16 protein-coding genes are annotated in these 21,095 nt (G+C 44.2%); 13 read left to right on the top strand and 3 right to left on the bottom strand.

Annotated features, from left to right (window positions below; genetic code table 11):
• Positions 1–59: 59 nt before the first annotated feature.
• On the bottom strand, positions 60–1,349 hold the full coding sequence (locus tag AACV20_RS04870; RefSeq protein ID WP_017042719.1) for a citrate synthase: 1,290 nt from the start codon (positions 1,347–1,349) through the stop codon (positions 60–62).
• A gap of 396 nt (positions 1,350–1,745) precedes the next feature.
• On the opposite strand from AACV20_RS04870, the gene sdhC reads away from it, so the two are divergent.
• The 8 genes from sdhC to sucD all read left to right on the top strand — a co-directional run bounded on the left by sdhC (position 1,746) and on the right by sucD (position 11,354).
• Positions 1,746–2,138, top strand: a complete 393-nt coding sequence (gene sdhC / locus AACV20_RS04875; protein ID WP_170895551.1) for a succinate dehydrogenase cytochrome b556 subunit — start codon at positions 1,746–1,748, stop codon at positions 2,136–2,138.
• Positions 2,132–2,479 (top strand): succinate dehydrogenase, hydrophobic membrane anchor protein, encoded by a 348-nt coding sequence (sdhD, locus tag AACV20_RS04880; RefSeq protein WP_010318675.1) that lies wholly within the window; start codon positions 2,132–2,134, stop codon positions 2,477–2,479. The genes sdhC and sdhD overlap by 7 nt, the downstream gene beginning before the upstream one ends.
• On the top strand, positions 2,480–4,246 hold the full coding sequence (gene sdhA / locus AACV20_RS04885; protein WP_013856347.1) for a succinate dehydrogenase flavoprotein subunit: 1,767 nt from the start codon (positions 2,480–2,482) through the stop codon (positions 4,244–4,246). It begins immediately after the preceding gene.
• A gap of 15 nt (positions 4,247–4,261) precedes the next feature.
• Positions 4,262–4,975, top strand: a complete 714-nt coding sequence (locus AACV20_RS04890; protein WP_013856348.1) for a succinate dehydrogenase iron-sulfur subunit — start codon at positions 4,262–4,264, stop codon at positions 4,973–4,975.
• An 89-nt stretch (positions 4,976–5,064) separates the two neighbouring features.
• Positions 5,065–7,875 carry a 2-oxoglutarate dehydrogenase E1 component gene (gene sucA / locus AACV20_RS04895; RefSeq protein WP_094129031.1) on the top strand — a complete coding sequence of 937 codons (2,811 nt, stop codon included), beginning with the start codon at positions 5,065–5,067 and terminating at the stop codon, positions 7,873–7,875.
• A gap of 30 nt (positions 7,876–7,905) precedes the next feature.
• Entirely contained in the window at positions 7,906–9,114 is a 1,209-nt protein-coding gene (gene odhB / locus AACV20_RS04900; RefSeq protein ID WP_088729033.1) for a 2-oxoglutarate dehydrogenase complex dihydrolipoyllysine-residue succinyltransferase, read from the top strand.
• Between the two features lie 201 nt (positions 9,115–9,315).
• Positions 9,316–10,482, top strand: coding sequence for an ADP-forming succinate--CoA ligase subunit beta (gene sucC / locus AACV20_RS04905; protein WP_013856351.1), 1,167 nt, complete (start codon positions 9,316–9,318; stop codon positions 10,480–10,482).
• On the top strand, positions 10,482–11,354 hold the full coding sequence (gene sucD, locus AACV20_RS04910) for a succinate--CoA ligase subunit alpha (protein ID WP_013856352.1): 873 nt from the start codon (positions 10,482–10,484) through the stop codon (positions 11,352–11,354). The genes sucC and sucD overlap by 1 nt, the downstream gene beginning before the upstream one ends.
• Positions 11,355–11,431: 77 nt before the next feature.
• Here sucD and znuB read toward each other — a convergent pair whose 3' ends face one another.
• Together znuB and znuC are read right to left on the bottom strand one after the other, a co-directional pair.
• The gene (gene znuB / locus AACV20_RS04915) at positions 11,432–12,211 is read right to left on the bottom strand and encodes a zinc ABC transporter permease subunit ZnuB (protein WP_170906960.1); all 780 of its coding nucleotides are present in this window, start codon (positions 12,209–12,211) and stop codon (positions 11,432–11,434) included.
• On the bottom strand, positions 12,204–12,986 hold the full coding sequence (gene znuC / locus AACV20_RS04920) for a zinc ABC transporter ATP-binding protein ZnuC (RefSeq protein ID WP_013856354.1): 783 nt from the start codon (positions 12,984–12,986) through the stop codon (positions 12,204–12,206). Before znuC ends, znuB begins: the two co-directional genes overlap by 8 nt.
• Positions 12,987–13,070: 84 nt before the next feature.
• On the opposite strand from znuC, the gene znuA reads away from it, so the two are divergent.
• From znuA to AACV20_RS04945, 5 genes are all read left to right on the top strand, one after another.
• Entirely contained in the window at positions 13,071–13,949 is an 879-nt protein-coding gene (gene znuA, locus AACV20_RS04925; protein WP_170906961.1) for a zinc ABC transporter substrate-binding protein ZnuA, read from the top strand.
• Between the two features lie 172 nt (positions 13,950–14,121).
• Positions 14,122–17,484 carry an AraC family transcriptional regulator gene (locus tag AACV20_RS04930; protein WP_170906962.1) on the top strand — a complete coding sequence of 1,121 codons (3,363 nt, stop codon included), beginning with the start codon at positions 14,122–14,124 and terminating at the stop codon, positions 17,482–17,484.
• A 777-nt stretch (positions 17,485–18,261) separates the two neighbouring features.
• Positions 18,262–18,489, top strand: coding sequence for a FeoA family protein (locus AACV20_RS04935; protein ID WP_013856356.1), 228 nt, complete (start codon positions 18,262–18,264; stop codon positions 18,487–18,489).
• Entirely contained in the window at positions 18,489–20,762 is a 2,274-nt protein-coding gene (feoB, locus tag AACV20_RS04940) for a Fe(2+) transporter permease subunit FeoB (protein ID WP_013856357.1), read from the top strand. The genes AACV20_RS04935 and feoB overlap by 1 nt, the downstream gene beginning before the upstream one ends.
• Positions 20,759–20,989, top strand: coding sequence for a FeoC-like transcriptional regulator (locus AACV20_RS04945; RefSeq protein ID WP_013856358.1), 231 nt, complete (start codon positions 20,759–20,761; stop codon positions 20,987–20,989). The genes feoB and AACV20_RS04945 overlap by 4 nt, the downstream gene beginning before the upstream one ends.
• Positions 20,990–21,095: the final 106 nt, after the last annotated feature.

The following is a 21,095-nucleotide window of genomic DNA, read 5'->3' on the forward strand; positions in this document are numbered from 1 at the left end:
AATGAAAAAAGAGCGAGTGGGAATTCGCTCTTTTCTATTAAGTACTATGACTGGGTTTGCTATTCGCGTTCGTGTAACGGTTTAAAGTTACGCATTTTTTGACCAGTGTAAAGTTGGCGAGGACGGCCAATTTTATTATCTGGATCACTGTGCATTTCATTCCAGTGGGCAATCCAACCGATAGTGCGAGACATTGCGAAGATAACAGTAAACATGGAGATTGGAATACCGATAGCCTTCAGAATAATGCCTGAGTAGAAATCCACGTTAGGGTAGAGTTTTTTCTCAACAAAGTATTCGTCAGAAAGCGCGATGCGCTCAAGTTCCATCGCCACATCTAACAGTGGGTCTTGAATATTCAGCTCTTTGAGCACTTCATGGCAAGCCTCACGCATTACCGTCGCTCTTGGGTCGTAGTTTTTATAAACTCGGTGACCAAAACCCATCAAGCGGAATGGATCATCCTTATCTTTTGCTCTGACGACATACTCAGGAATGTTATCAACGTTGCCTATCTCTTCTAGCATACGCAGACAGGCTTCGTTAGCACCCCCATGAGCAGGCCCCCACAAAGAGGCAATGCCAGCCGCAATACAGGCAAACGGGTTAGCACCAGAAGAACCGGCAAGGCGAACCGTTGAGGTTGACGCGTTTTGTTCATGATCGGCATGCAGTGTGAAAATTTTATCCATCGCGCGTGCAACCACAGGATTCACTTCATACTCTTCACACGGCGTTGCAAACATCATGTGTAGGAAGTTCTCGGCATAGCTTAAGTCATTACGCGGGTAGATAAATGGTTGGCCGACAGAATACTTGTAGCACATCGCCGCCAATGTTGGCATTTTTGAGAGTAGGCGGTAAGCCGCTATTTCTCGGTGTATATCATTATTAATATCAAGTGAATCATGGTAGAACGCGGCAAGCGCTCCAACCACACCACACATTACAGCCATTGGGTGAGCGTCACGGCGGAAACCGTGGAAGAAACTTGCGATTTGCTCATGAACCATAGTGTGACGCGTCACCGTATGTTTAAACTCTTCATATTGCTTACGATTAGGGGCTTCACCGTAAAGAAGAATATAACAAACTTCCAAGTAATCAGCGTTATTGGCTAATTGATCAATAGGGAAGCCGCGGTGCAGTAACACCCCTTTTTCGCCATCGATATAAGTGATTTGAGATTCACAAGATGCAGTGGCAAGAAAACCAGGGTCAAAAGTGAAGTATCCGTTGGCTCCTAGTTTACGAACGTCGATTACTTGTGGGCCTACAGTCCCATCCATAATCGGCAGCTCGATTGGCGCTTTACCTTCAATATGAAGGGTCGCTTTCTTATCTGCCATAACAATCTCCTTTGTTTATTATTTAATCCGTCCAGGATGTTTGTGTGACATTTTTTTACGTGTGTTCTTAATTAAAGTCAATTTTTCTCGTCTGATGTGTGCACTTGTTTTGATTTTTTATACATATAAAGTTAAAAATCTGTTCTGTGTAGCAAAAATTGTTACATCAATTGTATTAGAATGTTGCGAGTCGTATAGTGGCACTGAAAATTTTGGTGAACACCTTATAAATAAAAGGCTAGAAACTGTATTTCAGTATTGCATTCTGTCTTTGTTGTTAACGAAATTATTACATTTAACTGCGCGATATCGGGCTCTTTATGTTAAAATAATGTTAACTTTTGTGGGTTTTACAACCAAAATTCATTTATAACTATAAATGCTCAATGGAGCTGAGTGAGCAAGCCCGTGAAAGAAAGAAAGTCAAGACCTGTTAATTTAGATTTACAGACCATTCACTTTCCGATCAGTGCGATAGCATCCATCCTACACCGAGTGTCTGGGGTGATGATGTTCGTTGCGGTCGGAATTTTGCTGTGGTTACTCTCCCTCTCGTTAAGTTCTCCGGTAGGTTTTATGGAAGCCAGCAACATTGTGAATGGCTTTTTCGCAAAATTTATTTTATGGGGAATTTTAACAGCGCTGTCTTACCACATTGCAGGTGGTATACGCCATTTGCTGATGGACCTGGGCCACTTTGAAGAGTTGGAGTCAGGGGCTATGAGTGCCAAAATCGCCTTCATCGCAACAGCAGTGCTTTCAGTTTTAGCGGGAGTATTGGTATGGTAAAACATGTTTCTTCTTTTGGTCGTAACGGAGTGCATGATTATCTGCTGATCCGTGCTTCTGCGATCATTATGACTCTTTATACTATCTACCTAGTCAGCTTCTGTGCTTTCTCTGGTGATATCTCCTATGTTTCATGGACACAGTTTTTTGGTGGAACCTTTACCAAAGTCTTCACAATGCTGGCGTTAGTCTCTGTCCTTATCCATGGTTGGATCGGTTTATGGCAAGTATTAACGGATTACATTAAGTGTTCTAAATTGCGTGGTGGCCTGCAATTGGTCGTTATCGCAGTGCTCTTTGGATACTTCTTCTCTGGCTTATTTGTATTGTGGGGTGCGTAAGTGACTATTCCAGTTCGTGAATTTGATGCCGTAGTGATCGGCGCTGGTGGTGCCGGCATGCGTGCAGCACTGCAAATTTCAGAGCAAGGTTTATCCTGTGCTCTGCTTTCTAAAGTTTTTCCAACACGTTCTCACACGGTTTCGGCTCAAGGCGGTATTACCGTTGCGTTAGGCAACGCGCATGAGGACCACTGGGAACAACATATGTATGACACGGTAAAGGGCTCCGATTATATCGGTGACCAAGATGCTATCGAGTACATGTGTAAGAATGGTCCAGAGTCGGTGATTGAACTAGAGAAAATGGGTTTGCCTTTTTCTCGTTTTGACAATGGCACCATTTATCAGCGCCCATTTGGTGGGCAATCCAAAAACTTTGGCGGTGAACAAGCGGCTCGAACCGCTGCTGCCGCTGACCGTACTGGTCACGCACTACTTCATACCTTGTATCAACAAAACATTAAATATAAGACCACTATTTTCTCTGAGTGGTACGCACTTGATTTAGTGAAAAATGAAGAGGGTGCAGTACTTGGCTGTACCGCCTTGTGTATGGAAACAGGCGAAGTTTGTTATTTCAAATCTAAAGCCACAGTATTAGCGACTGGCGGAGCTGGCCGTATCTATGCTTCAACCACCAACGCGCACATCAATACGGGTGATGGCGTGGGTATGGCTATCCGCGCTGGCGTCCCGATGCAAGATATCGAAATGTGGCAATTCCACCCAACAGGGATTGCTGGTGCTGGCGTTCTTGTGACGGAAGGGTGTCGTGGTGAAGGTGGCTATCTTTTAAATAAAGATGGCGAACGTTTCATGGAACGTTATGCACCAAACGCGAAGGATTTGGCTGGTCGCGATGTAGTAGCCCGCTCAATGATGATTGAGATCCGTGAAGGTCGTGGTTGCGATGGTCCATGGGGTCCACACATCAAGCTTAAACTGGATCACCTTGGCAAAGAAACTCTGGAATCTCGTCTGCCGGGCGTATGTGAGTTGTCACGTACGTTTGCTCACGTCGATCCAGTTAAAGAACCGATTCCAGTGATCCCAACCTGCCACTACATGATGGGAGGAGTACCGACTCAAGTTTCAGGTCAGGCGATTAAGCAAGATGCTAAAGGTGCTGATGTGGAAGTTCAAGGTTTGTTTGCGTGTGGTGAAATTGCATCAGTATCGGTGCATGGCGCGAACCGTTTGGGTGGTAACTCTCTACTGGATTTAGTGGTCTTTGGCCGAGCAACAGGCTTGCATTTGGGCGAAACGTTGAAAAAGCAAGCGGACGCAAAACCTGCCACAGAAGCGGACATTGAAAAATCGCTAGAACGTTACAACCGCTGGGAAAACAGTACAGGTGGTGAAGATCCCGCGCAAATTCGTAAAGATCTGCAACGTTGTATGCAAAATAACTTCTCGGTGTTCCGTGAAGGTGAAGCGATGGCTAAAGGTCTTGAAGAGCTTAAAGTGATTCGTGAACGTTTGAAGAACGCACATCTTTCAGACAAGTCAACCGAGTTCAACACTCAACGGATCGAGTGTTTAGAGCTGGAAAACTTGATGGAAACAGCATTTGCTACCGCGGTTGCTGCAAATTATCGTACCGAAAGCCGTGGAGCCCACGCTCGCTTTGACTATCCTGAACGCGATGATGCTAATTGGTTATGCCATTCAATTTACAACCCTGAGACTGAAAGCATGTCGAAGCGTAGCGTAAATATGGAACCAATTTATCGTGAAGCGTTTCCGCCTAAAGCGCGCACATACTAAGGAGAAGGCACTATTATGAAATTGAAATTCTCTTTGTATCGCTATAATCCGGATGTCGATCAAAAGCCTTACATGAAGGATTATCTGCTTGAAGTCGAAGAGGGCTCTGACATGATGTTGTTGGATGCACTCATTTTGCTGAAAGAGCAAGATCCTACCATTGCTTTTCGTCGCTCGTGCCGTGAAGGAGTGTGTGGATCTGACGGTTTGAACATGAACGGTAAAAATGGATTAGCGTGTATCACTCCATTATCCGCGCTTTTGGCCAAAGGCACGATTGTTATTCGACCTCTGCCGGGGCTACCAGTCGTCCGTGATTTAATTGTCGATATGGCCCAGTTTTATGAAAATTACGAGAAGGTTAAACCTTACCTTGTGACTGACGGAAACTTGCCTCCGGCTCGTGAGAACTTGCAATCACCAGAAGAGCGAGCGCATTTAGACGGTTTATATGAGTGCATTATGTGCGCTTGCTGCACAACTTCATGCCCTTCTTTCTGGTGGAACCCGGATAAGTTTATCGGCCCAGCAGGTTTGTTGGCGGCTTATCGTTGGCTAATTGACAGCCGAGATACCGCAACAGATGAACGTTTATCTAATCTTGATGATGCTTTTAGCGTTTTTCGTTGCCATGGCATCATGAATTGTGTAAGTGTTTGTCCTAAGGGATTAAATCCGACGAAAGCCATTGGACATATCAAATCAATGCTTGTGAACCGTTCGGTTTAAAATGAATAAAAATTGCAGGTCTTCGGACCTGCCTTTTATAGCTCGGCATAGACCGAAGCAAACGTGAAAACTACTGGTTAAGGGAAAATATGCACAACGGCGTGATGAAGGCATGGCTCGAGTCTTCACACTTGGCTGGCGCCAATGCAACTTACGTAGAGGACCTCTACGAACTGTATCTAAGTGATCCTGATCTGGTAAGTGAGGAGTGGAAACGTGTTTTTGATGGCTTGCCTGCGCAAGCTGACAATGTGGTTGAACAGCCACATTCACGTGTCCGTGACTACTTCCGACGACTCGCGAAAGAAACAAAGCATTACAATGTCCAAGTTAGTGATCCAGATGTCGATGCTAAGCAAGTAAGAGTCTTGCAGCTGATTAATGCTTACCGTTTTCGCGGTCATGAAGCGGCTCAACTCGACCCCCTAGGTTTATGGCAACGCCCATTAGTGGCAGAATTAGACCCAGCGTTCCACAATCTTAACGAAGGTGACTTCGAAGAAACTTTCAATGTCGGCTCTTTTGCTATCGGGCAAGAGACAATGAAATTGAAAGACATTTATCAAGCCCTCAACAAAACCTATTGCGGTTCCATCGGTGCAGAATACATGCACATTATCGACACTGAACAAAAGCGTTGGATACAACAACGTCTTGAATCAGTCGTTGGTCAACCTTCTTTCAGCAAAGAAGAAAAACGAATTTTCCTCGAAGAATTGACAGCCGCAGAAGGACTTGAGCGTTATTTAGGCGCGAAATTCCCCGGTGCTAAGCGTTTTTCTTTGGAAGGTGGTGACGCGCTCATCCCAATGATGAAAGAGTTGATCCGTCATGCTGGTAGCACAGGTATGCGTGAAGTTGTGATTGGTATGGCGCACCGTGGTCGTCTTAACATGCTCGTCAACGTCTTAGGTAAAAAACCTCAAGATCTGTTCGACGAGTTTGCGGGTAAGCATGGTGAAAGCTGGGGAACGGGTGATGTTAAATATCACCAAGGTTTCTCTGCTGACTTTGCGACACCCGGCGGTGATGTGCATCTAGCCTTAGCATTTAACCCTTCGCATCTTGAAATTGTTAATCCAGTCGTAATTGGTTCAGTTCGTGCTCGACAAGATCGATTGGGAGATGAAGACGGTTCGACAGTGCTACCTATTTCGATTCATGGTGACTCTGCTATCGCTGGCCAAGGTGTCGTTGCCGAGACATTTAACATGTCTCAAGCGCGTGGTTATTGCGTGGGAGGGACGGTACGTATTGTTATTAACAACCAAGTTGGTTTTACCACGTCAAACCCTCGTGATACACGCTCGACTATGTATTGTACTGACATCGCTAAGATGGTTCAGGCCCCCATTTTCCACGTCAATTCTGATGATCCAGAAGCAGTTGCTTTCGTCACCCGCATTGCACTCGATTATCGTAATGAATTTAAGCGTGATGTCGTCATTGATCTGGTGTGTTATCGCCGTCACGGCCATAACGAAGCCGACGAGCCAAACGCAACTCAACCGCTGATGTATCAAAAGATCAAAAAGCATCCTACACCGCGTAAGCTTTATGCCGATGTTTTGATAGAGCGTGGTGAGTTTGATATCGAGATTGCCACACAGTTAGTCAACGAATATCGTGATGCTCTGGACCATGGTGAAGTCGTGGTGAAAGAGTGGCGTCCAATGGCACTGCATTCTGTTGATTGGTCACCGTATATTGGCCATGAATGGGATATGCCATGGAATAGTAAAGTTGACCTTGAGCGTTTAAAAGAGCTAGGTAACCGAATTTGTCAGTATCCAGAAAGCCATAAACTGCAAAGTCGTGTGGATAAAATCTATACCGACCGACAAGCGATGGTTAATGGAGAGAAGCTTCTCGATTGGGGTATGGCTGAAACGCTGGCTTATGCAACCTTAGTTGATGATGGAAAGCGAATCCGCATTTCGGGGCAAGACTCTGGGCGTGGAACCTTCTTCCACCGTCACTCGGTATTGCATAACCAAAGTGACGCAAGTACCTATATTCCATTGGCGAATATCCATGATAAACAGGGTCCTTTTGAAGTATTGGATTCGGTTTTGTCGGAAGAAGCAGTGCTAGCTTTTGAATATGGCTACGCGACAGCGGAGCCGAGTGGTTTGACGATTTGGGAAGCTCAGTTTGGTGATTTCGCCAATGGAGCTCAAGTCGTGATTGACCAGTTCATCTCTTCCGGTGAACAAAAATGGGCGCGTTTGTGTGGTTTAACCATGCTGCTACCTCATGGTTATGAAGGGCAAGGCCCGGAGCACTCATCAGCACGCCTAGAGCGTTATTTGCAACTGTGCGCCGAACAAAACATGCAAGTGGTGGTTCCCTCTACGCCAGCGCAGGTATACCACATGCTGCGTCGTCAGGTTGTTCGCCCAATGCGTCGACCATTGATCGTTATGTCACCAAAATCGTTGCTGCGTCACCCACTATGTATATCAACACTGGAAGACTTGGCTGACGGATCGTTTTTGCCGGCTATCGGCGAAGTTGACGATCTCAACCCAGCGAATGTCAAACGTGTTGTGTTCTGCTCTGGTAAGGTTTACTACGACCTGCTTGAACAGCGCCGCAATAACGAACAAGGTGATGTTGCTATCGTCCGTATTGAACAGCTATATCCATTCCCGAAAGAAGAAGTGGAAGCGGCTATCGCTCAATACACTAATGTTGTTGACTATGTATGGTGCCAAGAAGAGCCTCAAAACCAAGGTGCTTGGTACAGTAGCCAACATAACTTCCGTTCTGCCATTCCAGCCGGTGCTGATCTGAAATACGCAGGTCGCCCTGCATCAGCATCACCAGCCGTTGGTTATATGTCGGTACACTTGAAACAACAAAAAGCGTTGATTGAAGACGCTCTGACCCTAGCTTAACGAACTAGAAGTAAAAGGAAGACACAGATTATGACAATTGAAATTCTGGTTCCAGATCTACCTGAATCAGTGGCTGATGCAACAGTCGCGACATGGCATAAAAAGCCAGGTGAAGCCGTCGCTCGTGATGAAGTACTCGTTGAGATTGAAACTGATAAAGTAATTCTTGAAGTGCCAGCGCCTGAGGCGGGTGTTCTCGAAGCCATTATCGAGCAAGAAGGTGCGACGGTGCTTTCGAAACAGTTATTGGCGAAATTGAAACCCGGTGCCGTTGCAGGTGAACCGACGAAAGATACCACCAACGATACAGAGCCGTCTCCTGATAAACGCCACAAAGCCACGCTGACAGACGAAACGAATGATGCGCTTAGCCCTGCGGTACGCCGTTTACTCGCCGAGCATGGTTTGGAAGCCAGCCAAGTGAAAGGCTCTGGTGTGGGTGGGCGTATCACGCGTGAAGATATTGATGCTCATCTAGCGGCCGCAAAATCAGCGTCAGCAGTTGCTTCAAATCAACCTGAGCCTGTCGTTGCGATGGCGCGCAGTGAAAAACGTGTACCGATGACGCGTTTGCGTAAACGTGTTGCGGAGCGCCTGCTTGAGGCAAAAAATAGCACGGCGATGTTGACGACGTTTAATGAAGTTAACATGAAGCCTATCATGGATCTGCGTAAGCAATATCAAGGTCTGTTTGAAGAGAAACACGGTATTCGTTTAGGCTTTATGTCTTTCTACGTGAAAGCGGTAACAGAAGCGTTAAAGCGTTACCCAGAAGTGAATGCATCTATTGATGGCCAAGATATTGTGTATCACAGCTATTTTGATATTAGCATGGCAGTTTCAACGCCTCGTGGCTTAGTGACTCCGGTTCTTAAAGATTGCGATACGCTAAGCCTTGCCGAAATTGAGAAGGGCATCAAAGAGCTTGCACTCAAAGGAAGAGATGGCAAATTGACGGTTGAAGAACTGACTGGCGGTAATTTCACAATTACGAATGGCGGTGTGTTTGGATCGTTAATGTCAACACCGATCATCAATCCGCCGCAAGCGGCCATATTGGGCATGCACAAAATCCAAGACCGCCCAATGGCTGTGGATGGCAAAGTAGAAATTTTACCAATGATGTACCTAGCACTTTCTTACGACCACCGTTTGGTGGATGGCCGTGAGTCAGTTGGTTTCCTTGTGACAGTAAAAGAGCTACTTGAAGATCCAGCACGTCTGCTACTGGACGTGTAACCTCACTGAACGTTGTTCAGTGAATTTAAGGCTAGGCAGGCTCACGTCTAGCCTTCATTTAAGCAAAAGGCTACAAGCTATCCTCTTGGATAAATTGCAGCCGCTTAATTTGAGAAGCACCCTACAGATATATGGCGCAGCATAGCTGCCGCTTTATGGAAATAATAAATCCCCTAAGGGATAAACAAACGGAAGAACATAATGAATTTGCATGAATATCAAGCCAAACAGCTGTTTGCAGAATTCGGTTTGCCTGTACCGGAAGGTTATGCCTGTGATACTCCACAAGAAGCTTTTGAAGCGGCGGGTCGGATTAGTACAGCGAAGAAAGTTGTTAAGTGTCAAGTGCATGCAGGTGGTCGCGGTAAAGCGGGTGGCGTTGAGTTGCACGACACTAAAGATGGTGTCAAAGAGTTTGCTCAAAAATGGCTAGGTAAACATCTGGTTACTTATCAAACGGACGCAAATGGCCAGCCAGTATCAAAAATTTTGGTTGAAGAAGCCTCTAATATCGCGAATGAGCTTTACTTAGGCGCAGTCGTCGATCGTGCGACTCGTCGTGTCGTGTTCATGGCCTCAACAGAAGGCGGCGTGGAAATTGAAAAAGTAGCGGAGGAGACTCCGGAGCTGATTCATAAAGCCGCGATTGATCCTTTGGTTGGTCCGCAAGCCTACCAAGGCCGCGAACTTGCTTTCAAACTTGGCTTGGAAGGCGACCAAATTAAGCAATTTGTGAAGATCTTTCTAGGTCTTGGCGCTATGTTTACCCAGTATGATCTTGCATTGCTAGAAATCAACCCATTAGTTGTCACCGCTGAAGGGAACTTGTTGTGCCTTGATGGCAAGATCAACATCGACTCAAACGCACTTTATCGTCAACCTAAACTTCGCGAAATGCACGATCTCTCACAAGAAGATGAGCGCGAAGCTCATGCTGCTCAGTGGGAACTGAACTATGTTGCTCTTGATGGCAATGTTGGTTGCATGGTGAACGGTGCTGGCCTTGCAATGGGCACCATGGATATTGTTAACCTTCATGGCGGCAAACCTGCAAACTTCCTTGATGTTGGTGGTGGTGCAACCAAAGAGCGTGTTGCTGAAGCGTTCAAAATCATTTTGTCTGATGACAACGTGAAAGCCGTATTGGTGAATATTTTCGGCGGTATCGTACGTTGCGATATGATTGCAGAAGGCATTATCGGTGCGGTGAAAGAAGTTGGTGTAACGGTTCCCGTAGTCGTGCGTTTGGAAGGTACAAACGCGGAATTAGGACGCGGAGTACTCGCAAATTCTGGTCTTGATATCATTGCAGCTGAGTCGTTAACGGACGCAGCTCAGAAAGTTGTTGCTGCGGCGGAGGGTAAATAATGTCGGTACTTATTAATAAAGACACCAAAGTAATCTGCCAAGGTTTCACTGGTGGTCAGGGAACTTTCCACTCCGAACAGGCGATTGCCTACGGTACACAAATGGTCGGTGGGGTTTCTCCGGGTAAAGGTGGTCAAACTCACCTTGGTCTGCCTGTATTTAATACGGTGCGTGACGCAGTGAAAGCAACGGGTGCAACGGCAACCGTTATTTATGTACCTGCACCATTTTGTAAAGACGCTATTTTAGAAGCAATTGACGCTGGTATTGAACTTATTGTGACGATCACTGAAGGTATACCGACTACCGATATGATTGACGTAAAAGTGAAGCTCGAAGAGACTGGTGTGCGTATGATTGGCCCGAACTGTCCGGGTGTGATTACACCGGATGCGTGTAAGATCGGCATCATGCCAGGCCACATTCATAAGAAAGGAAAAGTGGGTATTGTTTCTCGTTCAGGAACGCTAACTTATGAAGCCGTTAAGCAAACAACAGATGAAGGCTTTGGTCAGTCAACGTGTGTTGGTATCGGCGGTGACCCAATCCCGGGCTCTAACTTCATTGATATCTTGAAACTATTCCAAGATGATCCTGAAACTGAAGCGATTGTGATGATTGGCGAGATCGGTGGTACAGCCGAAGAAGAAGCCGCGGCATTCATTAAAGAGAATGTCACGAAACCGGTTGTGTCTTATATTGCTGGTGTGACAGCGCCTCCGGGTAAACGGATGGGCCATGCTGGTGCTATCATTTCTGGTGGTAAAGGGACAGCTGATGAGAAATTTGCAGCGCTTGAAGCCGCGGGTGTGAAAACTGTCAAAAGCCTTGCTGATATCGGAAAAGCATTGCGTGAAGTGACGGGTTGGTAATCACGCCTTCCTCAGTTTGAAGACAAACCCCGAACCTTGTTTCGGGGTTTTTACTTTAGATTCAATAGGTTTTGATACTAGCGTTTTACAAGTTGACTGCACATAAACATCGTTGTAGCCGTCACGACAACCGAAGGGCCTGCAGGTGTGTCAAAATGCCACGAGAGGATTAGCCCGCCCAGCACAGCTAAAGCGCCGACCAAAGAAGCCAATATTGCCATCTGCTCTGGGGTTTTTGTGAGTCGCCTAGCGGTCGCCGCGGGAATAATCAGCAGCGATGTCATAATCAGAGCACCAACAAATTTCATTCCTAGTGCAATCACCACCCCAATTAATAGCATTAGCAGCAAACGCATTAAATCAACGTGGATGCCCTCAACAAACGCAAGTTCTTCGTTCACTGTAGTTGAAAGTAATGGCCGCCAAAAAAGAAATAGCAGTGCACTTACTGCAATCGCTCCCCCCCAAATGAAGGCTAAATCAGTAAAACTTACCGCCAATAAATCGCCAAAGAGATAGCTCATTAAATCGATGCGAACGTTATCAAGGAAGCTTACTGCAATGAGACCAATGGATAACGAGCTATGAGCGAGAATGCCGAGCAAAGTGTCTGTCGCCACAAGCTGCTGTTTCTGCATAGTAACCAAAATGATTGCAAGCCCAAGACAGCAAACGAGCAACGCAAGATAAAGGTTGATATCAAGCAAAAAGCCTAACGCCAATCCCATCAGCGAGGCGTGTGCGAGGGTATCGCCAAAATAAGCCATTTTTCGCCAAACCACGAATGACCCAAGGGGACCTGCGATAACGGCGATACCAAGGCCTGCTAATATTGATGGAAGAAGAAATTCAATCATGATGGTGACCGTGTGAATGATTTGAACAGCAAGTTGCATCTCCTTTCACAGGTTGGCCTGCTAAGTCGTGATGATGCTGATGTTTGTGATGGTAAAAAGCTAAGGCTTCGCGATTGCGCGTACCAAATAATGCGATATAGCTTGGGTGTTGAGTAATCGTTGCAGGTGAACCGAAACAGCAAACATGGTGATGAAGACAGATAACATCATCCGTTTTTGCCATCACCAGATGCAAATCGTGAGAGACCATGAAGACACCACAGCCGAAACGATGTCGTATGGCATCGATAAGATCATACAGATCAATTTGCCCTTGCACATCAACACCTTGGGCTGGTTCATCAAGAATTAGAATATCTGGGCGCTGTAGCAATGCACGGGCGATAAGAATCCGTTGCGTTTCACCACCGGACAGCTTATGCATATCATAATCAAGAAGATGCTCGGCCCCGACTAGTCTGAGTGCGTCTAGCAACTCTTGTTGACTAAAACGTCCGGCCAAACTTAAAAATCGTTTAACGGGGAGTGGTAACGCGTCATTAAGTTTTAACTTTTGAGGAACATAACCAATTTTAAGGTTTTTTACGCGCGTCATCGTTCCGCTATGGACGGGCTGTAGCCCGAGCAATACTTTAACGAGCGTCGACTTGCCCGCACCATTAGGACCTATCAGTGTGGTAATCTTCCCTTTTTCTAGGTTGATACTGACATTGTCCAAAACACGGCGGTTGTTGAATTCGACACAAATGCCTTGCAGCTGAATTAAGTTGGACATGAATGGAACTTATTTGCAATTCGGAAGTGTTATAATGTAACATTTCGTTCCCTTTAACGCTATATACCGAATGGAAAAACCATCATGTTGCGTCAGATTATGCTCCTTCTTTGCTTAATAACATTATCGCCTTTGGCGTGGTCTACGGTCATTTTGACCAGCATTAAGCCGATTCAGATGATTACATATGAATTGACTCTCGATGTGAATGAACCAGAAGTACTACTGGGGGCAAATACCTCACCGCATGACTATGCGTTGCGCCCTTCTGATGTTAAAAAAATCAGAGCGGCGGATTTAGTGATTTGGTATGGAAAAGACCTTGAGCCATTCTTAAGTAAGACATTAGCGAGTCACCACAACGTTTTGACCATCAGCCAAATTGATGGCCTGACACTGAGAGAGCTCAGTGGCGAACAACACGATCATGATGGGCATCACCATGGTATGTATGACCCACATTTTTGGCTTGGAACCGATCAAGCCAAGCTAGTGGCAGCGGCGATTACCGCAAGTTTAGTGAAAAGTGATAGCGCTAATGCCGAGCAGTATAAAGTAAACTTAGTCCGCTTTTTAGCTCAATTAGATTCGACCCATCAAGCAATCACGCAGAAAATGAGCAAAATTAGTGATAAAGGATATTATGTTTTTCATGATGCATACGGCTATTTTGAACAGCAATACCATTTGAATAACCTCGGCCATTTTACCGTTAGCCCTGACAGAAAGCCGGGTGCTAAAACCCTCATCACCATTAAAAATTCCATTATTAATAATGAAGCAAAGTGTGTCTTTTCAGAACCTCAGTTTACTCCTGCGGTGATTGATACTGTGACTCGTGGTACAGAGGTCAAAATAGGAGTACTTGATCCATTAGGCGCAGATATCAAAGTGAAAAGTGGCAGCTATTTTGAGCTGTTAAATCAGCTGAGCAACAACTTTTACACTTGTTTGTCTCAATAGATGTACGCTGTATTGTATGTTGTACGATCTGTACTGAAATCTAGGATAAATATTCACAAATTGTCGCTTTCTTAGCTTCAAAAAGCCTTATCTTTGGTTAGAATGTTTTGATAATTATCGCCACGAAAAAACAGTTTGCAATTTGGCGTGCAATTGATTGAGGCTCTGTCTGTTGAAAGGAAAGAACGACTATTTTAAACCTTTGCTCTGGATCTTGGGTTTTCTGACGCTTTTATTAGCGCAGGGGACACAAGCTCTAGACAAAGCACCTTCTATCTTCTATCCATTGCCAGCTCAGGCTCAAGGAAAAATTTTTGCCGCACAAAATTTGTTTTTAGGTGAAGAAGGGGGAATTTGGATACACGATGTGCATGGCAAAGTGGTTTTCTTTGATGGACAAAACATCCTTCCCCGGCGTGGCTCAGTGCTCTCACAAGAGAGCGAAAATATTACCTATCTTAATAACGCTTTTTGGACGTTCATTGATAATGAACTTTATCGAACTTATCCCGCACAAGATCGCGAATTAGTATTTAGCTTAACGCCTGGAATCATCATAAAAAAAATAGGTTCGTCAGGTAATTTCATCTGGTTAGCCGATGAGACGCACTTTTATACATACCATGCGCAAACCCACAAGTTAGTTACTTATTCTTTTAAAGAAATGTATCAATTAAATCAAGCTAGTCGATTGATCGTTAATGATGCGAAGTTTGTGCTTTCTAAATGGGTATTAGCCACTAATGCTGGAGTCTATCTGTCAGATGGAGAGAGTTTTTCTCACGTGCTCAGCTCTGGTAAAAACTTCATTGAGAAACTCTATTTTTCCGAGAAACGTAGAGAACTTGTGATTGGAACGCTCAATGGTGGGCTGATTATTGATGTCGAGGACCCAAAGCGCCAACAAAAGTTGGTTGGAGATTCCCATGTATTATCTGTTGCTGAGACAGATCAAGAGTATTGGATTGGTACTGAAGATGGATTATTTGTTCATTCGTTTTTGACAGGTAAAACCGTCAAGTTAGAAAGTAATGACCAAGACAATAATGGGTTACCAGGCAATAAAATTTATTCATTGGTCAATGACTTACAAGGTGGGATTTGGATCGCAACGGATAAAGGTGTTCGCTACTTTTCTCTGTTTGGACAAAAATTTAAGCGCCATTCCATTGCACAGCTCAACAATAATCCCATAACAAAAATTGTGACAAGGTCAGATAATAAAGGCTATTTGTTTTTAACTCGACAAGGGTTGTACCAAGTCGATGCTGAAGATTGGCAAGAGCCTAAACTTATTTTCCCTGGAGAAGTGCATGATGTCGCTCAAATAGATGATCATTCTCTATGGATAGCTACACATACAGGCATCGTTATTTATCACTTGCAGACAAAAAAGATGATAGAAACGAGCGTTTTACCTATGAAGCTGCGTTCGAATGATACTAAACACCTTGAATTTGATCATGAAGGACTGTTATGGGGAGCAACAGGTAACCATTTGTGGTCATATCAGTTGACCGATAACTCGCTAACCGATTTCGGTTCTGAATGGTTTGTTGATGCATTTTTGCCTGCAAAAATAATAAAACTTAAGTCAACTCGGCGAGGGGTATTTATCGGCACTGACCATGGTGTTTATCTTTTTGACAAAGGCAAAATTGTTTTTCTCCGAGCGACTAGTCATTATGGACAAAGCATTGATATATTTGAGAGTAGCAAGGGTGATGTTTGGTTTGCTAGTGCTTATGGCGTCTTTGTTTTGGCACATGATCGTAGTGATATTCGATCTATTGATATGGTTGAAGAGAATATTAGCCCCAAATGTTTAACTGAAACGGGCAACGGTATTTGGCTGACTTCCTCACAAGGAATCTCGCTCTACAATCCTATGGGTGAGATGGTAAAGCATTTTGGTGATCCACACGGATTGATGAATAATGAATTTAAAAGTGGAGTTTGCGAATCAAGTATTATCAATAACCAACAGCAGTTGCTGCTAGGTTCCCGTTTTGGCTTAGTGACAGCATGGTCCTCTGAACTCACGGTTGCTACCCCTCCTAATACCAATATTATCTTTAGCCAAGTGAATGTCGATCACATTCCTGTCATGTTCGGTCGTGGTCGTTTTCAGACACTAGAATTGGAATATGGAAGTTCGATAAGCTTTTTGTTTGGTGCATTGCCAGAATCGATAGCCTTATCATTGGAGTATCGTATTGCAGGGGATAAGGAGTGGCAGAGATTAGAAAGCGCTCAGTTGACACTTGATCACCTGTTACCTGGACACTATCGTTTGCTAGTGAGAAATTACAGTCCAAATCCGCAAAACAGTATGATAAACAGTCTATCATTTATTGTGGATAACCCGTGGTATTGGTCTTCATGGGCTATTGTTCTTTACCTTTGCCTTTCTATAGGCCTTATTGCTTTTGCTTCATGGTGGCGTTCTCGTTGGGTTACCAAAGTAAACCGAAAGTTAAAAGCTCAGGTGGCCTTGAAAACGGATCAACTACGGCATCAAAGCAAAATTGTTTTGACTAATAACCAGCAGTTGCGCAAGCAATTACAAATTCGCCATATCGTTGTTGAACAGATGTTAGATTCTATTACTCCTACATTAAATCAGCTGATTTATCGCTCCCAACTCCATCAACTCGCGCGACTTGAGTCTTTAGCTTTAAAAGTAAAACGTGAACTGGCGTTACTTCGTAACGTAAGAAATGATAAAACAGCGACTCAGTTGCTCTACGACCTATCGATAATCTTGAACTCTTGTGTGGACGGATGGCGTGAAGAGTTCGCGAAAGCGAATATTTCGTTGGCGGTGAACAATGAGCTTAAACAAGCTTATATTGAATCTGCCCATTTTAACCTAGACATCATTTTCAATACGCTACTGTCTGATGCGGTAAAACGTCTTTATAGAAATCAAGAGCTACAAATTCATTGTTATGAAAGGGAGAAAAGACTGTTTATTGTGATGATTGACTGTGGCGATCAGGTGCAATCCATCAATAGTGATAAGCGTATCTCTGGTTTTGAACTAGAGGAGATGCAACTGTTAGTACAGCGCAGTGGTGGGGAAATACATATTTTTTCATCGCCAGAACGAAATTTAGTTGAGCTTTCTTGGCCATCAGTTGAGCTTGTGAGTGATGCACCTGAAATGATCGTCGTAGAGGAGCATTCAGAGGACAAGTTTATTGATGTAACGGAAAAAGAGTGGCTTAAAAAAGTCGAAAAATTGGTACACAATCACTATTCAGATCCTGAATTTAGTACCTCTAGTGCGGCCAAATCACTCTTCGTATCGGAGCGTAGTTTGCAGCGTCGTTTTAAAGCGATCACCAATAAAACATTCAAAGAGTATCTAAATGAGATCCGCTTAGAGAAAGCGTGCCAATATTTGCTCGCAGGAGGAAAAGTCGCCCAAGTCGCTTTTGATTGTGGGTTTAATGATCCGTCTTATTTCAGCCAAAGATTTAAACATCACTTCGGTTTATCGCCAACCCAATTTGTTGATGATAACGAGTAATACCGCCCCTGATAATAGTGATAACTTTCCTACTTGAAGACTTGAAGTTGCAGCGATGTTCGCGACATTCAGTCACCCTAATCACAAAGCTTATTCAGGTGTGTGGAGATGAACTCACTTTCCGCCGACCTGAAATCAAGCTGTATCTCCCTTCTTGATTAGATTGGCTGCTGTGTTAGCTACGCATATTTGTCTATGCTTGCGTAGATACACTCATTAATACTCAAAGTCGTAATATCAATTTATTTTGGGAATAGCAGTTACTCAATAAACAGGCTGGGTCGGTGATTGTGTTGCGGTAAAGATGAGATGAGTAGAAAAAAAAGATCGTGGTATAGCCGGGGGGACTATACCACGGGTGTCAATGACACCTTCGCTTGCTGCCGGAGTGATACGAGTAACACCCGTACCACCTCTGGAATTTGTATCTAAGGAGTAATTCCTTTCGATGGATTTACTATATGGCAAAGGACTTATTTCATTTATAAAATTAACGACAACCTAGTATAAGAAAAACGACAAAATACATAATTAACATTAACTGATTGATTTTAATGGTTTATTTTGGCTTTTCCTGTTTTTGTTTATTTTTTTATGTTGAGCTCATTTGTGCCTGATAATTTTTTAACGTTTTTAACGTCAGTTTATTTACCGAAAACAACGTGATGGATTTATGCAATCTTTGATTTCACGCAATAAAATAGAGGGTTAGCGCGTGTATCATTCGCCTGTTAATAAAAATATTTCTCATTACCACTACCATTGAGAGCAAGATAGATGAAATTATCTCAATTAAATGAAGGGGATAGTGCGAGCATTGTCGCGTTCAATCAACTTCCAAATGACATTCGTAAAAAATTGATGGTGATGGGCTTGCTGCCTCTAACTACTGTTACGTTAATCAGAAGAGCTCCTATGGGAGATCCACTTCAACTTGAAGTGAGAGGCGTCTCTTTAGCGGTACGTGAAAATATAGCCGCTTGTATTGAAGTGGAGAGAGCGTAGTGCGATATCAAATTCTAACCGTTGGTAACCCTAATAGTGGCAAAACAACGTTATTTAATGGGCTGACTGGTTCTAAGCAACAAGTCGGTAACTGGGCTGGTGTTACAGTTGAGAAAAAAACGGGTCGCTACACTCATTCTGGAGATGAATTCATACTAACGGATTTGCCGGGCATCTACGCACTTGACAGCGGGAATGACAGTAACAGCATTGACGAATCCATTGCCTCTAGAGCGGTTCTTACACATCCTGCTGATTTAATCATTAACGTTGTGGACGTGACGTGTTTGGAGCGCAGTCTCTATATGACGCTTCAATTGAGAGAGCTCGGGCGTCCAATGATTGTGGTTTTGAATAAAATGGACGCTTTAAAAAGAGAGCGTCAAAGCCTAGACATTCAACAACTTGAGAAAGTTCTAGGTTGCCCCGTTTTTATGCTTTCGGCTACCAGTAAAGAGCAGGTGAGTCGATTCAAAGAAAAGCTGCATAAAGTACTGCTGCAAGGCGTAGCTCTTAAAGAACTGCTATTGGATTACGGTAGTGCATTTGAACAATCGATCGGAAAATTAGCCACTATTTTTCAACATAAGCAAGTGGCACCTCGCGCATTGGCTATTCGTGCTTTAGAAAATGATCTTTTGGTGATTAATGGATTACCAGAAGTGCAGCGTGAGCTTATCCAGAAAGAGCAATTGCAAAGTGGTTTGGATATTGATCTGCATGTCGCTGATACCAAATACACATTTTTGCATGAACAGTGCCAGCAGATCCGCAAAACCGAAGGGAAACTAAGCCACAGTTTTACACAAAAAGCAGATAAGCTGATTTTAAATAAATGGGTGGGTGTACCGTTTTTCTTTGTGGTTATGTACTTAATGTTTATGTTCTCGATCAATATTGGGAGCGCTTTCATTGATTTCTTCGACATTGGCGTCGGGGCGTTATTGGTTGATGGCGGGCACTACTTACTGGATGATCATTTGCCTATTTGGCTAGTGACATTATTAGCAGATGGCCTTGGCGGAGGTATTCAAACCGTCGCCACATTTATCCCAGTTATCGCTTGTTTGTACTTATTTTTAGCTGTACTCGAAAGTTCTGGCTATATGTCTCGCGCGGCTTTTGTTTTAGATAAAGTGATGCAGAAGATAGGCCTACCGGGTAAAGCGTTTGTTCCGCTTGTTTTAGGATTTGGTTGTAACGTTCCCGCGATTATGGCGACCCGAACTCTAGATCAAGAACGTGAACGTAAATTAGCGGCATCGATGGCACCCTTTATGTCATGTGGTGCACGTTTGCCCGTGTATGCGCTATTTGCTGCGGCGTTTTTCCCTGAAAGCGGTCAAAATGTAGTTTTTGCTCTTTATTTGTTGGGCATTTTAGCCGCAGTGTTCACTGGTTTGGTTTTGAAGCATACGCTCTATCCGGGTTCAAGCGACAGCCTAGTCATGGAGATGCCAGATTACGAGATCCCAACGGTACAAAACGTCATGATCAAAACATGGCAGAAATTAAAACGTTTTGTTCTCGGTGCAGGGAAAACGATTGTCATCGTTGTTATGATCTTAAGCTTCCTCAATTCAGTTGGTACTGATGGCAGCTTTGGTAATGAAGATAGTGACAACTCCGTGTTATCAAAAGTGGCTCAAGTGGTTACGCCGGTATTTGCTCCTATTGGTATCAATCAAGATAACTGGCCAGCGACAGTGGGTATCATCACGGGTATTTTTGCAAAAGAAGCGGTAGTCGGAACATTAAACAATTTATATACCTCTGCTGAAGGTGATGAAAGTGAATATGACCTAATGGCGAGCCTACAAGAAGCGGTTATGTCTATTCCAGAAAACCTAACGGGATTAAGCTTCTCTGATCCGCTCGGTATCGAAGTCGGAGACTTGACAGACAGTAGCGCAGTGGCTGAAGAGCAAGCCGTAGATGCCTCAATCTTTGGTAATTTGAAACAGCACTTTGTCACTGGTCATGCCGCATTTGCCTACCTTATCTTCATTTTGCTTTACACGCCTTGTGTTGCAGCCATGGGGGCTTATGTTCGTGAGTTTGGTGCGAATTACGCTCGTTTTATCGCAGTATGGACGATGGGGCTTGCGTATGGTGGCGCTGCGCTTTATTACCAAGCGACAAGGATCACTGAAACCCCAGTTGAAAGTTTAACGTGGATTATTGCCATTGTTATGGCGAGTTTGTTGACCTTTAAAATGCTTAAGCGAAAAGGACTCCAGCAGAAAACGGTGCTTGAGGTACAAGTGGCATGATATTAAATGAGTTAAAGCGCTACATTGAAGAGAATGGGATCGTTAGCCGCTCGGCGATTGCGAAAAAGTTTTCGCTCAGTGAGGATGGCGTTGACGCTATGTTAGCCGTGTGGATACGAAAAGGTGTGTTGTCGCGCACTATCGATACCAACAAGGCTCACCGCGTAACAAGAGTGCGTTATGGGCTTAACCGAAATAACGGGCTGTCTTTGACTGTCGTACTTTAGTCATAATTGATGCTAGGCATTCTGTCTGATAAACGAAAGCCGCTGATGTCAGCGGCTTTCAAACTTTTACCCAATCTATCTTTTACCTAATATATGGTGTGAGAGA

The organism is Vibrio sp. B4-6 (assembly GCF_963888245.1).
Classification (GTDB): Bacteria; Pseudomonadota; Gammaproteobacteria; order Enterobacterales; family Vibrionaceae; genus Vibrio; species Vibrio anguillarum.

What these genes read in the sequence shown, in the direction of transcription:
- sucA (WP_094129031.1), top strand. Translation starts at nt 5,065, where the DNA reads ATGCACAACGGCGTGATGAAGGCATGGCTCGAGTCTTCACACTTGGCT.
- odhB (WP_088729033.1), top strand. Translation starts at nt 7,906, where the DNA reads ATGACAATTGAAATTCTGGTTCCAGATCTACCTGAATCAGTGGCTGAT.
- sucC (WP_013856351.1), top strand. Translation starts at nt 9,316, where the DNA reads ATGAATTTGCATGAATATCAAGCCAAACAGCTGTTTGCAGAATTCGGT.
- sdhD (WP_010318675.1), top strand. Translation starts at nt 2,132, where the DNA reads ATGGTAAAACATGTTTCTTCTTTTGGTCGTAACGGAGTGCATGATTAT.
- AACV20_RS04935 (WP_013856356.1), top strand. Translation starts at nt 18,262, where the DNA reads ATGAAATTATCTCAATTAAATGAAGGGGATAGTGCGAGCATTGTCGCG.
- znuB (WP_170906960.1), bottom strand. Translation starts at nt 12,211, where the DNA reads ATGATTGAATTTCTTCTTCCATCAATATTAGCAGGCCTTGGTATCGCC.
- znuA (WP_170906961.1), top strand. Translation starts at nt 13,071, where the DNA reads ATGTTGCGTCAGATTATGCTCCTTCTTTGCTTAATAACATTATCGCCT.
- znuC (WP_013856354.1), bottom strand. Translation starts at nt 12,986, where the DNA reads ATGTCCAACTTAATTCAGCTGCAAGGCATTTGTGTCGAATTCAACAAC.
- sucD (WP_013856352.1), top strand. Translation starts at nt 10,482, where the DNA reads ATGTCGGTACTTATTAATAAAGACACCAAAGTAATCTGCCAAGGTTTC.
- AACV20_RS04890 (WP_013856348.1), top strand. Translation starts at nt 4,262, where the DNA reads ATGAAATTGAAATTCTCTTTGTATCGCTATAATCCGGATGTCGATCAA.
- AACV20_RS04945 (WP_013856358.1), top strand. Translation starts at nt 20,759, where the DNA reads ATGATATTAAATGAGTTAAAGCGCTACATTGAAGAGAATGGGATCGTT.
- AACV20_RS04870 (WP_017042719.1), bottom strand. Translation starts at nt 1,349, where the DNA reads ATGGCAGATAAGAAAGCGACCCTTCATATTGAAGGTAAAGCGCCAATC.